Here is a 15380-nt window from a genome sequence, read left to right on the forward strand (position 1 = left end):
CCTACTCGACGGCCTACTCGACGGCCTACTCGACGGCCTACTTGATGGCCAGGATGCCCTCGAAGTGAAGGTACTTCTGGATGGTGGAGATGCTGGTGAAGCCGACCCGGCGCAGCAGTTCGTGGGTCTCGGCGCTGCGCTGCGGGGCCATCACCGACCGCAGGCTGTGCGCCTTCTGGTAGATCTCGCCGGGGTCGAAGCCGTTGTCGAACTTGAACTCCGCGTAGAGCTGCTGAACGATGTCCTGGGTCCGCGAGTCCGGCTCCAGGGTCTTCTCGAACAGCAGCAGGCCGCCGCCCTCGACCAGGCCGTCGCAGACCATCCTCATCGCGGTCTGCCGGTCGCCCGGCGGCAGGAACTGCAGCGTGTAGTACATGATGACGGCGTTCGCGCCGCTGTAGTCGACCGAGAGCATGTCGCCCTGGCGGATCGTCACGTTCTCCAGCTCGCGGCAGCGCTGGCGGGCCACCCGCACCATGTCCGCCTCGATGTCGAAGCCGATCAGCGACACGTCCTTGCAGCAGTCCTTCGCGGCGATCTGCGCGAGCAGGGTGCCGGTGGAGCAGCCGACGTCGATGATCAGGCCGCCGCGCCGGCTGAAGAACTCCACGCACTGGCTGATCAGGGCGTGGCCCTCGGCGTACAGCGGGACGCTCTTGCTGACGTGGTTGTCGAACTTCTGCGGGGTGCCGCCGGAGAAGCTCCAGCGGGTGTCCACGGGCACGATGCCGTCGCCGACGTCCAGCAGGTCGGACGTCTCCCGCAGCACGGCCAGGTCCGCCGTCAACGCGGGGAGGCTGTCGGTCGCTTCACTCACGGCGTCTCCTGGAGGCGGTCGGTCCCCTCGGCCGCCGCCCCCGCCGCGGCCTGCGGCGGGCCCGGGGGCCGGGGGTCGGTCGGGACGGGGATCTCCAGTCCGAGCGCGGCGGACCGGGTGAGCACCAGGAACGCCAGCACCGCGAGGGCGACGGCGCCGAGGGCGAAGGTGGAGCGCAGGCCGAACCAGCCGACGCACAGGCCCGCCGTCATCGCGCCGACCGGGAGCGAGCCCCAGGCCAGCATCCGGTAGACGCTGGTCACCCGGCCGAGCAGTTCCTTCGGGATGGTCGACTGCCGCAGGGCCAGGCTGACCGAGCTGAACTGCACCACCGCGAAGCTCGAACAGCTCAGCGCCAGCACGGTCAGCAGCCGGCTGCTGGCCAGCAGCATCACCGTCTGGTCGACGGCCTGCAGGCCGACCGCGAGGGCCAGCGTCCGGGTGACGCCCAGTCGCTCGGCGATCCGGCCGGAGACCAGCCCGGCGAGCACCCCGCCCGCCGCCGCGCAGGACAGCAGCAGGCCGAACCCGGCCTTCCCCAGGTGCAGCACGTCGTGCGCGTACAGCACCATCACGGCGTTGGTGGCGCCGGTGAAGAAGTTGATGGTCGCGGAGGAGGCCGACAGGAAGCGCAGCGTGGACTCGCCCCACATCCAGCGCAGCCCCGCGCCCGCGTCCCGCAGCACCCCGCGCACCCCGGGCCGTTGACCCGCCGCCGCGGGGGCGGCCTCCTCGGCGGGGGCGGTGCGCAGCCCGGCGAAGGCCAGCAGCACCAGGACGCCGGAGAGGCCGAACGAGACGCCGTCCACCACGAACGGCAGCGAGACCGCGGCGGCGAACAGCAGCCCGCCCAGGGCCGGACCGAGGAACTCGGTGCCCAGCGTCTCGGCCGCCATCAGCCGCCCGTTGGCGCGCACCAGCCGCCCGGCCGGGACGAGGGCCGGCAGCGTGGTCTGGACGGCGGTGCGGAACACCGTGTCCGCGGCGGCCAGCAGGAAGAGGGTGACCAGCAGCAGCGGGATCCGGGCCACCCCGGCCAGCAGCGAGAGCACCACCAGCAGCAGCAGGGCGCTGCGGGTGAAGTCCAGGCCCGCCATCAGGCGGCGGCGGTTCATCCGGTCGACGGCGACGCCGCCGACCACGCCGAGCAGCAGGTACGGCAGGGTGACGGCGACCTGCGCACTGGCCACCACGGTCGGGTTGCTGTTCAGCGAGAGCACCAGCAGCGGCCCGGCGGTCAGCAGCACGCCGTCGCCGACGCAGGAGACCAGGCTCGCCGCCCACAGCAGGCCGTAGCGGCCGGAGAGACCTGCGCGGCCTGCGCGGCCAGCATGGTCCGGGCCGTCGGCGTGGACGGGGCGGGCGCTCAGCACGGGGCCACGTCCAGCAGGCCCCACTCGGCGAGCGAGCCGAGCAGGCCGCGCAGGCCCGCGTCGGCGGGGTCGAGTCCGACGCCCGCGGCGATCTCGGCCAGCGGCAGCCCGGCGGCGAGGCCCTCGGCCACCCGGGCGGCGGGGGCGCCGATGCCGGTCAGGGCGTACAGCTCGGCCGACCCGTCCAGGCGGACCAGCACCGCCCCGGACCGCTCGGGAGCCCGGTCGAGCCCACCCCCGACCGGATCGGCGAGCCACCCCAGGACGTCGCGCTCCCACCGGACGACCGCCCCGCGCCCGGTCCAGCGGTACTCCCCGCCACCTGCACCCCCCGGGGCCGTCCCGGCCGAGGCACCGCGCTCCGGAACAGGACCGGCCGAAGAGCCGCCCGCCGGGGCCGTCCCAGCCAAGTCGCCGCCCGCCAGGGCGGATTCGGCCGATGGGCCACCCTGCGAAGCGGAACCCACCGAAGCACCAGGCTCCGGAACGGAGTTGGCCGAAACGCCACCCGCCGCGACTTGCTCGGCCAAGCCGCCGCCCGCCAGGGCGGATTCGGCCGAAGAGCCACCCTGCGAAGCGGAAACCACCGAAGCACCACCCGCCGGGACCGTCTCGGCCAAGTCACCGCTCACCGGGGCGGGTTCAGCCGGAGGGCCGCCCTTCGGGGCCGTTCCCGGCGTCGCGTTGCGGGCGATCAGTTCGGCGGCGGTGCGTTCCAGTCGCAGTACGTCGCGCAGGGCGGCGGTGGACGGTCCGGTGGGGAGGGTGCGGTCGAGGCGGTGCAGGTACTCGGCGGTGACGGTGTAGACGTACGGGCCGCGGTCGGCCCAGCCGGTGGCCGTCACGTAGTCGGTGACCAGGGCGTCCGGGTCGTGGCCGAGCTGGCGCAGGGCGCGGGCGGTCAGTGGGGCGCCCTCGGCGACGGCGGCGCGGGTGACGCGCAGCAGGCGGTAGCGGTAGGCGTCGACGGCCCACTGCACGCCGGGGCCGTTCTCGGCGTACACGGCGGCGATCTCGGTCTCGGCCGGGGTGAGCCCGAGTTCGGCGGCGCGGGCCCGGACGTCGCCCGCGACGACGGCGTCGGCCAGCGCGGGTTCGCGCAGCACGCGCCGCCACAGCCGCCAGGTGTGTTCGGCCTTCACGCCCGCGCCTCCGTCCCGGCGGCGGCGGTGGTGCGGCGGCTGTGCGGGCCGTAGACCCGGTCCCAGATGGCGGCGGCGCGTTCCAGGTCGCCGAGGATGAGTTCGGCGTCGGCGAGCGGGTCGAGTTCGCGGGTGCGGGAGGAGTGGGCGCGGCCCTGGACCTCCAGGACGACGGCGCCGGGGCGGGAGCGTCCGAGCAGGTCCTCCAGGGTCTCCCAGACCGGTTCGGGCACCCGGGAGTCGTGCCAGTCGTGGTAGGTGCCGCCGGACCAGCTGCCGCCGGCGACGTGCACCTCGACCACCCGTTCCAGGGGCAGCCGGTCCAGGTAGGAGGCCAGGGTGTAGCGGCCGAAGTTCACCGCGTTGGTGTGGATGTTGTGCAGGTCGATGTGCAGGTGGGTGCCGGCCTTCTCGACCAGCGCGGCGAGGAAGTCGGGCTCGTCCAGGTCGGCGCCGGGGCAGGGCACGTAGTAGGCGGCGTTCTCGTGCGCCAGCGGCACGCCCAGCAGTTCCTGCAGGCGGGCGGCGCGGCCGGCCAGCCGGTCCACCTCGGCGCGGGAGAACTGCACCGGCGAACTCCACATGTCGGACCAGGAGCCGTCCCCGTAGAAGCAGTGGTCGCTCATCCAGGGGCTGCCGAACAGCTTCGCGGCGGGGACGTGGCGCAGGACGGCGGCGGTGCGCTCCAGCGGTTCGAAGCCGAACTCGGCGCCGTAGTTGGAGTGGGCGATCACGGTGGGCTCGGCCGCCACCAGGGCGTCGATCTCGTCGAGCCGGTCGGGCAGGATGACCTGCGGGCTGTCCAGCGGCGCGATCACCGTGTCGAGCAGGACCTCGACGGCGTCGATGCGCGACTCGTGGAAGGGGAACCACTCGGCGACCTCGGGGTTGTACTGGAGCCCGATGCCCAGTGGTGCTACTGGCCCGCTCAAAGGTGCTGCCCTCCGGTTCTCCGCGGTGCGCGCGGGTGCGGGCGGTGCTGCTCGGTGGCCGTGGCGATCAAGAACCGCCGCTGGGGCAGCGGCACGCTGCCGACGTCGTTGTGGTGCGGATGGCTCGGGGGCGCGCTCGGCGCCCCGCGTCAGACGCCGTTTCAGCAGGTGGGGTTGCGCGGGGTCTTGGCCTCGCGGGTCACGATGATCGTGGTGGTCTCCATGTGCGTCACCCCCTTCCCGGGATGTGGCATCACGCCGCGAGCGGTTCTTGACCAGCAGGGCCACCGAGGGGTGCTCCCGCCGACCGAAGTCCACCACCGGGGACCGGTCGGCACCAGACGGTCCCGGCCGGGCAGGACACCATTCGGCCGACACACCGCAGCCATGCGCCGTTCACACATCGGGCCCGCCCCGGAGGGTGAACACCTGGCCGGAACACCCGGCCAACTTCCGCTCAAGAAAAGGGAAATGACGTGGCGTCACTTTTGTCCACGCCCCGAACACGGCCGAAAAGCGGCCACCGGCCGACCCCGGGAGCCCCGTCCGTCCCACCCGTGCGGAACCGTACGCTCCGGCCGGTCCGGGGCGTACGGCGGAATCCCGCGAACGCCGCCCGCGGGGCGCCGCGGTGGCCCATGATGTGGCAACACCACCGCCGGCCCGCCGACGCACCGCCGCCCGGGCGGGCGCGCCCCGGAGAGGACGAGGGACCCCATGGACGTCCAGTTGGACTACTTCTCCCAGCAGCACTGGAACCGGGTGGCCGAGGCCCGCGGCCACGGCTCCTGCGACGTCGGCGCCGACCTCGCCGCCTCCCTGGTCGCCACCGTCGCCGAGACCGCCCCCCGCGCCGTCCTCGACATCGGCTCCGGCAACGGCGCCCTCGCCACCGCCCTGGCCACCGCCCTCCCCGGCGCCCGGGTCGACGGCCTCGACTACTCCGACACCGCCGTCCGGCTCGCCACCGAGAACGCCCGTACCCACGCCGCGCCGGACGTCCGCGACCGGCTGGCCTACACCGTCGGCTCCGCCCTCGAACTGCCGTACGAGGACGGTCGGTTCGACGCCGTCACCATGCTCAAGACCGCCTGGGTGCTGCCCGACCTGGGCGCCGCCCTGGCCGAGTGCCGGCGGGTGCTGCGCCCCGGCGGCTGGATCTTCCTGCAGTCCTGGGGCGAACCGGAGTCCTGCCCGGTGCTCACCCTGAGCGGCGCGGTGCTCGGCGCGGCGATCAGCGGCTTCGAACTGCCCGACGAAGCGATGGCCCCGTTCGAACTCACCGCCGACCTGGTCACCGCCGAACTCGCCGCCGCCGGGCTGCCACTGGCCGACCGCCGCTCCTTCGACCGGGACGTCCCCGCCGCCACCCCCGCCGAGTACTGGGAGCAGCTGCGCTCGCTGGCGGGCACCGCCTACTGGGCGTTCGCCGTCCAGCCCCCCGAGTTCAAGGACCGCCTCGACGCCGGCTGGCAGCAGCTCAGCGCCGAGCACGCCGACGCGGCGGGCGTCCGGCACCTCCCGCTGGCCTGGCACGTGTCGATCGGACGCCGTGCCTAGGGCCGCGTCAGGCAACCTTCGCCCCGGCGGGGTGAACCGTCTGCGCCCCTCCGCCCCGGACGGCCGTGCCAGGCTGGTACCGGCGCGGCCCGCACCGGGCCGGGCCGGATCGGACCGGACCGTCGAACGGAGCGTCAGCCGATGGAGGGGCTCGTGCACCTGAGTGCGTCACCGCCGTGGAACCCGGGCAGCGGCCAGGGACTCCGGCAGCTCACCGAACTCGGCCTGGCCCTGGTGCTGTCGACGCTGATCGGCCTGGAGCGGGCGTTCCAGCAGAAGAGCGCCGGTCTGCGCACCCACGCGCTGGTCGGGCTCGGAGCGGCGCTGTTCATGGAGGTCTCCCAGCACGGCTTCAACAACGTGCTCGGCCTGTCGCACGTCTCCCTGGACCCGTCGCGGGTGGCGGCGCAGATCGTCTCGGGCCTCGGCTTCATCGGAGGCGGGCTGATCTTCGTACGGCGGGACATCGTCCGCGGACTGACCACGGCCGCGACGGTCTGGCTGACCGCGGCCGTCGGGATGGCGTGCGGTGGCGGGCTGTGGGTGCTGGCCCTGGCCGTGACCGGCGCCTACCTGCTCATCGTGCGCGGCTACCCCCTGATCACCCGCCGCATCCCGGCCATCTCCACCCCCGCGGCGACCGACCTGCGCCTGCTCTACCTGCCGGGGCGCGGAGCCCTGCGCCGCGCCCTGGAACACTGCACGGCACAGGGCTTCCGCGTGCTCGGCGTCCGGGTCGAGCGGGTGCCGCAGGACGGCGGCGAGGACGCCGGACCCGACGCCGGCGGCACCAAGGTGCACCTGTCCGTCGAGGGCACCGGCGACGTGTACCGCCTGCTGGCGGAGCTGGCCGAACTCGACGGGATCGTGGGCCTGTGGGGCTCCGAGACCGAGAGCACCGACTGACCGCGCGAACCCGCCGGGCCGGCGGTGGAGCCCTCCGGTGCGGGCGGCCGCCCGGCGGCGGCGGGGGCTCAGGCGTCCTCGGCCGGCGCGTCGGCCGCGGGGGGCCGGGCGGCGAGGTCGAAGCCGGTCTCCAGGACCGCGTGGGTCAGGGCGGCCAGGCCGAGGGCGATCGCGCGCTGCCCCGGGTCCGTGGTCTTCTCGATCATCTTCTTGCTCTCGTCCAGGTAGTGCCTTGCCGACTCGGTGCTCTGCTGCTGTGCCACCTGTTCCTCCTCGCTGGTACTCGCCGGTACGCGCTCGGCGACCTGGTCGGACCGGGCGGCCGGACTCCGACCGGCCCGACGCCGGTCCGGCACCGCCCGGTCGCTGCCCGGTGCCACGAGAGGGTTGTACCCCCGATTCGCGCGCGGGCACGGGCTTCCGGCCGGGTTGTCGGCGCGGATCACCACCGCCGTCGCCCCCCGGCCCGGTCGCGGAGGTACGGTCGGCCCGGTCGCGGAGGACCGCCGCCGCGGCGCCCGCCGGGCCCCGGCGGACCCGCCGCAGGTCACGGGGGCGGGCGCGCCTACGATCTGTGCTGTGAACGACGACTTCCGCGGGGCCGCACGGGCGGCCGCAGACCTGGTGGCCGACTACCTCGACGCGCTGCCGGACCGTCCGGTGTGGCAGCCGATGGACCCGGCGGAGCGCACCGCGCTGCTCGACCTCCCGCTGCCCGAGGAGGGCGCGCCGCTGGCGGCGCTGCTGGAGGTCGTCGAGCGGCGGATCATGCCGCACCCGATGGGCAACGGGAACCCGCGCTTCTTCGGCTGGGTGAACTCCGCCCCGCAGCCCGCGGGCGTGCTCGCCACGCTGGCCGCGAGCGCGATGAACCCCAGCTCGGCCGGCGGCGACCACGCCGACGTGCACCTGGAGCGCGCGGTGGTGCGCTGGATCGCCGAGCTGGTCGGCTTCCCGCACCCGCCCGGCGGCGGCGTCCTGACCTCCGGCACCTCGATGGCCACCATCGTCTGCCTGGCCGCCGCCCGCGGCCGGGCCGCCCGCAAGGCCGGCTGGGACGTCCGCGAGGACGGCCTGGCGGGCCTGCCCCCGCTGGTCGGCTACGTCACCGGCGAGGCGCACAGCTGCGTGCGCAAGGCCGCCGAGCTGCTGGGCCTGGGCTCCAGGCACCTGCGCACCGTCGCCTCCGACGCCGAGGGCCACCTCCGCCTGGACGCCCTGGAGGCCGCGATCGCCGAGGACCGCGCCGCCGGCCGGCTGCCCTTCCTGGTGGTGGCCTCCGCGGGCACCGTCGGCACCGGCGCGGTCGACCCGCTCACCCCGATCGCCGACCTGGCCGAGCGCGAGGGCCTGTGGTTCCACGTGGACGGCGCGTACGGGGCGTTCGGCGTGCTGGACCAGGCCATCGCGCACCGCTACGCGGGCATGGAGCGGGCCGACTCGCTGGCCCTGGACCCGCACAAGTGGCTGGGCGTGCCGGTCGACTGCGGCTGCGCGCTGGTGCGCGACGCCGAGGAGCTGCGCGGCACCTTCAGCCTCGTCCCGTCCTACCTGCGCGACGACGCGGCCGGCGACCTCGGCTGGTTCTCCGAGTACGGCACCGAGCAGACCCGCCCGTTCCGCTCGCTGAAGGTCTGGGCGTCCATCGCCCACCGCGGCCGCTCCGGCGTCGCCCGGGACATCGCGCACTGCACCGCGCAGGCCCGGCAGCTGGGCGGGTGGATCGACGCGGACCCGGAGCTGGAGCTCGTCGCCCCGGTGGAGACCTCGATCGTGGCCTTCCGCCACCGCCCCGCCGGGCTGGACGAGGAGGGCGTGCAGAAGCTCAACTCGCTGCTCCCGGTGGCCGTCCAGCAGCGCGGCCGGGTCTTCGTCACCGGCGCCGTGCACCAGGGGCGGGAGATGCTCCGGGCCTGCCTGCTGAACGCCTCCACCACCGAGGCGGACCTGCGGCTGCTGCTGGACGAGGTGAAGTCCGCCGGGGCGGAACTCCTGGACCGGTGCCGTACGTCCAACTGATCGCGGGCGCGGATCAGCGCCGATCCGACCGGGCCCGCGGAGACATTTACCGTCAGGTCACGGGGGATTCGTGATCGTGAAACAGCGGAGCGCCACCATGCAGGCATGGACACCATGGCGTACACCCACGGCACCGGCATCGAGGACAAGCAGGAGCGGCGGCGCAAGCGGGGGCACCGCTGGCGCCGGGAGACGGTCGAGCTGGCGGCGGTCTTCGCCGCCGTCGCCGCCGCCGACCTGGTCGCCAACGTCGTCGTGCACGGCCACGACGGACCGGTGCTGCTGGGCGCCTCCGCCGCGGCCATGCTCGCCACCGCGCTGTTCCGCGGCTGGCTCGCCCACCGGCACCCGCACGGGCCGCCCGGGGCGTCCGCACCGCCGGGCGGCGGGGCGGTGAACGCGCCGGAGGAGCCGACCGCGCTGTGGCGGCTGCGCACCAGCGTCTCCGACGCCCCCGGCAGCCTGGCCCGGGTGTGCACGGCGCTGGCCGCGCTGCGGGTCAACATCGTCTCCATGCAGGCCCACCCGCTGCCCGACTGCACCGTGGACGAGTTCATCCTGCGCACCCCGGCCGAGCTGCCCCGCACCGAGCTGGCCGCGGCCGTCGCCGCCGCCGGCGGCTGGGACATCTGGACCGACCAGGCCGACGCCCACGAACTCGTGGACGTCCCCCGCCAGGTCCTCGCCCTGGCCACCCGCACCGCCCTGGACGCCGCCGAACTCCCGGTCGCCCTGCGCCAGCTGTTCGGACGCGCCACCATCCGGCAGTACCCCGGCCGCGGCGACGACACCCCGGCCGGCCTGGAAGGACACCTGATGCGCCTGCCGCTGCCCGGCGGCGACCTGCTCGAACTCTCCCGCCCGCACCTGCCCTTCACGCCCACCGAGTTCGCCCGCGCCCGCGCCCTGGTCGAACTGGACACCGTCCTCGGCCCGCGCGTCCCCGCGGTCGCCGCCCGGATCGGCGGGCTCGACGGCGCCGAGCTCACCGTCCGCCGGGCCTCCCCCGGGGACAAGGCCGCCGCGCTGGCCATGCACGCCCGCTGCTCCGCGGAGTCGCTGCGCCGCCGCTACCACGGCCCGGTCCGGGACGCCGACCGCTACCTCGACCACCTGCTGGACCCGCGCCACGGCCAGACCCTCGCCGTCGAGACCTCGGACGGCCGCCTGGTCGCCCTCGCCCACCTGATGTGGGACGACGAGGGCGCCGAGATCGCCCTGCTGGTCGAGGACGCCTGGCAGCGCCGCGGCCTGGGCGTCGACCTGGTGCGCCGGATGGCCGCCCTCGCCCTGGAGGCGGGCGTGCGCACCGTCTACGCCGTCACCACCTCCGCCAACACCGGCCTGATCTCCACCATGCGCCGGCTCTCCGCCCCGCTCGACTACCAGGTCGAGGACGGCACCCTCGTCATCACCGCCCACCTCGCCGAGGCCACCGAGAAGCTCCCCGCTCCCTGGCCCGCCCGCTGAGGCTCCGCCCGGGGCCCGTCGCCAGGAGCCCCGGCGGCGGGCCCCGCCGTTCTCCCCCGGGCCCCCGGCGGCGGGCCACGCTGCTGCCGAAGGGCTGAGCTCGCGCCGCTGGTTGTCGCCCCTGCTCAAGTGTGCGGGCGGGAGTCGGTAGGCTGAGCCCGTCCCCGCCGCCCGCGGATCGTCGAACGCCCCGGGCGGTGCCGCAGCAAGGAGGAACCCCTGAGCATGCCAGGCACCGATTCGGAAGCCCCGCGCGACGCCTCGCTGCCCGCCCGCGCGAAGATCGCCGTGACGGCCGGCAAGATGGCCGCAGCGCTCTCCCAGAAGGCGGGCCGCGGCAGCGGCTCGGTGATCGGCGGCAAGGTCGCGCTCAAGCTCGACCCGGACCTGCTGGCGACCCTCACCGAGCACCTGGACGTGGTCCTGGTCAGCGCCACCAACGGCAAGACCACCACCACCCGGCTGATCGCCGAGGCGCTGCGGGCGGCCGGCCCGGTGGTCTCCAACGCGCTGGGCGCGAACATGCCGGCCGGCATCACCGGCGCGCTGGCCGGCGGCACCAGCGCCCGCTTCGGCGTGATCGAGGTGGACGAGAAGTACCTGCCGATGGTCGCCCGGGACACCCGGCCGAAGGCCATAGCGCTGCTGAACCTCTCCCGCGACCAGCTGGACCGCGCCGCCGAGACCCGGATGATGGCCGAGAAGTGGCGCGAGGGCCTCAAGGACACCGACGCGGTGATCATCGCCAACGCGGACGACCCGCTGGTGACCTGGGCCGCCTCGTCCTGCAAGAAGGTGGTCTGGGTGGCCGCCGGGCAGGCGTGGAAGGAGGACGCCTGGTCGTGCCCGTCCTGCGGCGGCGTGATGCAGCGCCCGGGCGACGACTGGTTCTGCGGCGAGTGCGGCTTCCGCCGCCCGAACCCGCACTGGGCGCTCCAGGGCACCCACGTGATCGACCCGCACCGCGGCGCCTGGCCGATCCAGCTCCAGCTGCCGGGCCGCGCCAACCTGGCGAACGCCACCAGCTCGGCCGCCGTCGCGGCGGTCTTCGGGGTGGCCCCGCAGGTCGCGCTGGAGCGGATGCAGGCGGTGGCCGCGGTGGCCGGCCGCTACGACGTGGTGCAGTTCCGCGGCCGGGACATCCGGCTGCTGCTGGCGAAGAACCCGGCCGGCTGGCTGGAGACCTTCTCGCTGATCGACGGCCCGCCCACCCCGGTGGTCCTGTCGGTGAACGCGCTGGACGCCGACGGCACCGACACCTCCTGGCTGTGGGACGTCGACTACGAGCGGCTGTCCGGCCACCCGATCTTCGTGATGGGCCAGCGCAAGCTCGACCTGGCGGTCCGCCTGGAGGTCGCCAACCTCCAGTTCCAGGTGGTCGACTCGCTCGCCCAGGCGGTGGAGGCCGCCCCGGCCGGCCGGATCGAGGCCATCGCCAACTACACCGCCTTCCAGCAGCTGCGCAAGGCCGTGGTGGCCTGATGAGCGACCAGTACTACGGGCAGCAGCCGCAGTTCGGCGACCAGGGGGGCTACGGTCAGCCGCAGCCCTACCCCGGACAGCAGTACGGCGAGCAGCAGTACGGCGGACAGCAGCAGCAGTACGACCAGCAGTACGATCAGCCGCAGCCGCAGCAACACCAGCAGCAGCACCAGCAGCAGTACGGACAGCAGCAGCCGCCGCAGCAGTACGAGCAGCAGGCGCCGCAGCAGCAGTACGGCGGGGGCGCGCCGCAGCGGCCCGCGTCCCAGCAGCAGTTCGGGAGGTCTTCGAGGATGAGCGAGAGCAGCCTGCGGGTGGTCTGGGTGTACCCGGACCTGCTGTCGACGTACGGCGACCGCGGCAACGCGCTGGTGGTGGAGCGGCGGGCGCGCCAGCGCGGCCTCGGGGTGCAGCGGATCGACGTGCGCTCCGACCAGTCGGTGCCGACCAGCGGCGACATCTACCTGATCGGCGGCGGCGAGGACCGGCCGCAGCGGCTGGCGGCGGAGCGGCTGCGCAACGACGGCGGGCTGGTCCGGGCGGCCGAGAACGGCGCGATCATCTTCTCGGTCTGCGCGGGCTTCCAGATCCTGGGCCACGAGTTCGTCAACGACCTCGGCGAGCGCGAGGCGGGCCTGGGCCTGCTGGACGTGTGGACCGCGCGCGGCGAGGGCGCCCGCTGCGTGGGCGACGTGCTGGCGGACGTCGACCCGCAGCTGAACCTGCCGCAGCTGACCGGCTTCGAGAACCACCAGGGCATCACCCACCTCGGCGAGGGCGTCAGCCCGCTGGCCACCGTCCAGGTCGGCCGGGGCAACGGCACCGGCGACGGCACCGAGGGCGCCTGGCGCGACACCGTGTTCGGCACCTACCTGCACGGCCCGGTGATGGCCCGCAACCCCGCCGTCGCCGACATGCTGATCAAGCTGGCGCTGGACGTGAACGCGCTGCCGCCGGCCGACACCACCTGGTACGACGCGCTGCGCACCGAGCGGATCGCCGCGGCCCGCCCGGCGTGAGCGGCCCCGCCCGGCTCGGGTGAGCGGCCCGGCACGGCTCGGCCGCGCGGCCCGGCACGGCTCGGCCGCGCGTTCATCCGCGCGTAAGCCGAGGTCACGGTGGTGGACGGCTGACCGCCATGTGGTCAGCCGTCCCCCCGTGGGACAACTTCATAGGAGAATAGGAGAGCCCGGACGCAACACCCTCCTCGGCGGTCGGGTCGCAGTTACGTGTGGTGCGTCGAGGAAGCCGCTCCCGCGTCGGTTTCGGCCCGGCCGGACGCAGGAACCGTATGCTGTGCAGCAGGTCAGTTTCGGACGAGATGTCCGATTCCCACCCACCAGTCCGGCCGTCCGATCCTGCTCGGGAGTTGGCAAAGCAATGCGTATTGGTGTCCTGACCAGCGGCGGTGACTGCCCCGGCCTGAACGCCGTCATCCGTTCCGTGGTCCACCGGGGGGTGGTCGACCACGGCGACGAGATCATCGGTTTCGAGGACGGCTGGCGCGGTCTCCTGGAGGGCGTGCACCGTCCGCTGACGCTCGACTCGGTGAGCGGCATCCTCGCCCAGGGCGGCACGATCCTGGGCTCGTCCCGGGTCCAGCCCAGCCACCTGCGCGACGGCGTGGAGCGCGCCAAGCGGCACTGCGCCGACCTGGGCATCGACGCGGTGATCCCGATCGGCGGCGAGGGCACCCTGAAGGCCGCGAAGCTGATGAGCGACGCGGGCCTGCCGGTGATCGGCGTGCCGAAGACCATCGACAACGACATCGCCTGCACCGACGTCACCTTCGGCTTCGACACCGCCGTCTCGGTGGCCACCGAGGCGCTGGACCGGCTGAAGACCACCGCCGAGTCGCACCAGCGCGTCATGGTGGTCGAGGTGATGGGCCGGCACACCGGCTGGATCGCGCTGAACGCGGGCATGGCGGCCGGTGCGCACGCCATCGTCGTCCCGGAGCGCCCGTTCCACATCGACAAGCTGACCGAGATGGTGCGCGAGCGCTTCGACCGGCAGAAGAAGTTCGCGATCGTGGTCTGCGCCGAGGGCGCCAAGCCCGAGCCCGGCACCATGCCGTGGGAGGAGGGCAGCAAGGACATGTACGGCCACGAGCGGTTCACCGGCATCGCCACCCAGCTCTCCCGCGAGCTGGAGCACCGGCTCGGCAAGGAGGCCCGTCCGGTGATCCTGGGCCACACCCAGCGCGGCGGCACCCCGACCGCGTACGACCGCGTCCTGGCCACCCGCTTCGGCTGGCACGCGGTGGAGGCCGCCCACAAGGGCGCGTTCGGCCACATCACGGCGCTGCAGGGCACCGAGATCAAGCTGGTGCCGCTGGGCGAGGCGGTGGCCGAGCTGAAGACCGTCCCGGCGGAGCGCTACCGGGAGGCCGAGACCGTCATCTGACGGCCGGTCAACTCCCGCCCCACCGAACGGAATGATCCGGTCATCACAAGATGATCAGCCGATGATCCACCGCGAGATCGTCGGACCATCATCTTGTGATGATCGGACGGTGCGCCGGGGGCGCGTCGCGGCCCGCCCGCCCGCTGCCCCGGCGATAGCCTCACCGCATGGAGATCCTCGCCTACGGCGTCCAAGCAGACGAACGACCGCTCCTGGAACGGGCCTTCGCGGACCGCCACGCCCTGCGCGCCCTGGCCGTGTTCCTCAACCGCGACACCGCCCCCCTCGCCGCCGGCTACCCCGCCGTCAGCACCAGCGTCAACGACGAACTCGACGCCGACGTGCTCACCGTCCTCGCCGCGGGCGGCACCACGTTGATCGCCCAGCGCTCCACCGGCTTCAACAACATCGACCTCGACGCCGCCGCCGAACTCGGCCTCACCATCGCCCGGGTCTCCCACTACAGCCCCTACGCCGTCGCCGAACACGCCTGGGCCCTCGCGCTCGCCGTCAACCGGCGGCTCACCCGCGCCGCCAACCGCTCCCGCGAGTTCGACTTCCGCCTCGACGGCCTCCTCGGCCGCGACGTCCACGGCATGACCGTCGGCGTCATCGGCACCGGCAAGATCGGCGAATGCTTCGCCCGCATCGCCGCCGGGTTCGGCACCCACCTCCTCGGCTGGGACATCGCCGAGAACCCCGCCTGCCTCGAACTCGGCATGACCTACACCGAACTCCCCGAACTCCTCTCCCGGGCCGACCTCATCAGCCTCCACGTCCCCCTCCTCCCCACCACCCACCACCTGATCGACACCGCCGCCCTCGCCCGCATGAAGGACGACGCCATCCTCGTCAACTCCAGCCGCGGCGGCCTCGTCGACAGCGCCGCCCTGGTCGAGGCCCTGCGCACCGGGCGCCTCTCCGGCGTCGGCCTCGACGTCTACGAGGAGGAGACCGGCGTCTTCTTCACCGACCAGTCCCTCCAGGGCATCACCGACGACACCCTCGCCCGCCTCATCACCTTCCCCCAGGTGCTCGTCACCAGCCACCAGGCCTACTACACCCACACCGCCGTCCACCAGATCATCGACACCACCGTCCGCAACGTCGACGACTACACCGCCGGCCGCACCAACGAGAACACCCTCGTGCCCAGGCCGTGACCCGGGTGCGTCCGCCCGGCGGTCCCGCCCCGCCCGGCGTCCGCCCGGCGGTCCCGCCCCGCGGAACGCGCGGCCGGACGGCCGCGCGCCCGCCGGGCACCGGGCAGGAG

At 74.0% G+C, this 15380-nt stretch carries 13 protein-coding genes; 8 read left to right on the plus strand and 5 right to left on the minus strand.

Translation table 11 applies throughout. The features are described from left to right. Nucleotides 1-37 precede the first annotated feature (37 nt). Genes ACIP60_RS18625 through ACIP60_RS18640 form a run of 4 tightly spaced genes read right to left on the minus strand, consistent with a single transcriptional unit; the run spans nt 38 to nt 4264 of the window. Nucleotides 38-817, minus strand: coding sequence for a methyltransferase domain-containing protein (locus tag ACIP60_RS18625; protein ID WP_159072982.1), 780 nt, complete (start codon nt 815-817; stop codon nt 38-40). Next, nucleotides 814-2190 carry an MFS transporter gene (locus ACIP60_RS18630; protein ID WP_400685584.1) on the minus strand — a complete coding sequence of 459 codons (1377 nt, stop codon included), beginning with the start codon at nt 2188-2190 and terminating at the stop codon, nt 814-816. The genes ACIP60_RS18625 and ACIP60_RS18630 overlap by 4 nt, the downstream gene beginning before the upstream one ends. Further along, nucleotides 2184-3332: a hypothetical protein gene (locus ACIP60_RS18635; RefSeq protein ID WP_400685587.1), complete on the minus strand. Its 1149-nt coding sequence runs from the start codon at nt 3330-3332 to the stop codon at nt 2184-2186. The genes ACIP60_RS18630 and ACIP60_RS18635 overlap by 7 nt, the downstream gene beginning before the upstream one ends. After that, the gene (locus ACIP60_RS18640) at nt 3329-4264 is read right to left on the minus strand and encodes a DUF692 family multinuclear iron-containing protein (RefSeq protein WP_400685590.1); all 936 of its coding nucleotides are present in this window, start codon (nt 4262-4264) and stop codon (nt 3329-3331) included. The genes ACIP60_RS18635 and ACIP60_RS18640 overlap by 4 nt, the downstream gene beginning before the upstream one ends. A 717-nt stretch (nt 4265-4981) precedes the next feature. On the opposite strand from ACIP60_RS18640, the gene ACIP60_RS18645 reads away from it, so the two are divergent. Continuing rightward, complete coding sequence (locus ACIP60_RS18645) at nt 4982-5824, plus strand: class I SAM-dependent methyltransferase (RefSeq protein WP_400685593.1); 843 nt, start codon at nt 4982-4984, stop codon at nt 5822-5824. Between the two features lie 153 nt (nt 5825-5977). After that, complete coding sequence (locus ACIP60_RS18650; protein WP_400685596.1) at nt 5978-6730, plus strand: MgtC/SapB family protein; 753 nt, start codon at nt 5978-5980, stop codon at nt 6728-6730. 68 nt (nt 6731-6798) lie between these two features. Here ACIP60_RS18650 and ACIP60_RS18655 read toward each other — a convergent pair whose 3' ends face one another. Then, nucleotides 6799-6993 (minus strand): hypothetical protein, encoded by a 195-nt coding sequence (locus ACIP60_RS18655; protein WP_400685599.1) that lies wholly within the window; start codon nt 6991-6993, stop codon nt 6799-6801. Nucleotides 6994-7309: 316 nt separating this feature from the next. Between ACIP60_RS18655 and ACIP60_RS18660 the strand changes: the two genes are divergently transcribed. From ACIP60_RS18660 to ACIP60_RS18685, 6 genes are all read left to right on the plus strand, one after another. Next, on the plus strand, nt 7310-8749 hold the full coding sequence (locus ACIP60_RS18660; protein ID WP_400685602.1) for a pyridoxal phosphate-dependent decarboxylase family protein: 1440 nt from the start codon (nt 7310-7312) through the stop codon (nt 8747-8749). Between the two features lie 105 nt (nt 8750-8854). After that, on the plus strand, nt 8855-10219 hold the full coding sequence (locus ACIP60_RS18665; RefSeq protein WP_400685605.1) for a GNAT family N-acetyltransferase: 1365 nt from the start codon (nt 8855-8857) through the stop codon (nt 10217-10219). 225 nt (nt 10220-10444) lie between these two features. Further along, on the plus strand, nt 10445-11701 hold the full coding sequence (locus tag ACIP60_RS18670) for a MurT ligase domain-containing protein (protein ID WP_400685608.1): 1257 nt from the start codon (nt 10445-10447) through the stop codon (nt 11699-11701). Between the two features lie 293 nt (nt 11702-11994). After that, complete coding sequence (locus tag ACIP60_RS18675) at nt 11995-12720, plus strand: type 1 glutamine amidotransferase (protein WP_111552525.1); 726 nt, start codon at nt 11995-11997, stop codon at nt 12718-12720. A 361-nt stretch (nt 12721-13081) separates the two neighbouring features. Beyond that, nucleotides 13082-14107, plus strand: a complete 1026-nt coding sequence (locus ACIP60_RS18680) for a 6-phosphofructokinase (protein ID WP_100834944.1) — start codon at nt 13082-13084, stop codon at nt 14105-14107. A 167-nt stretch (nt 14108-14274) separates the two neighbouring features. After that, nucleotides 14275-15270: a 2-hydroxyacid dehydrogenase gene (locus ACIP60_RS18685; protein WP_400685611.1), complete on the plus strand. Its 996-nt coding sequence runs from the start codon at nt 14275-14277 to the stop codon at nt 15268-15270. The last annotated feature ends 110 nt before the right edge of the window (nt 15271-15380 follow it).

The organism is Kitasatospora sp. NPDC088783, assembly GCF_044750705.1.
GTDB lineage: Bacteria > Actinomycetota > Actinomycetes > Streptomycetales > Streptomycetaceae > Kitasatospora > Kitasatospora fiedleri.

Excerpts from the sequence above, each read along its gene's own strand:
- ACIP60_RS18685 (WP_400685611.1), top strand. The coding sequence starts at position 14,275 with ATGGAGATCCTCGCCTACGGCGTCCAAGCAGACGAACGACCGCTCCTG.
- ACIP60_RS18680 (WP_100834944.1), top strand. The coding sequence starts at position 13,082 with ATGCGTATTGGTGTCCTGACCAGCGGCGGTGACTGCCCCGGCCTGAAC.
- ACIP60_RS18665 (WP_400685605.1), top strand. The coding sequence starts at position 8,855 with ATGGACACCATGGCGTACACCCACGGCACCGGCATCGAGGACAAGCAG.
- ACIP60_RS18670 (WP_400685608.1), top strand. The coding sequence starts at position 10,445 with ATGCCAGGCACCGATTCGGAAGCCCCGCGCGACGCCTCGCTGCCCGCC.
- ACIP60_RS18675 (WP_111552525.1), top strand. The coding sequence starts at position 11,995 with ATGAGCGAGAGCAGCCTGCGGGTGGTCTGGGTGTACCCGGACCTGCTG.
- ACIP60_RS18645 (WP_400685593.1), top strand. The coding sequence starts at position 4,982 with ATGGACGTCCAGTTGGACTACTTCTCCCAGCAGCACTGGAACCGGGTG.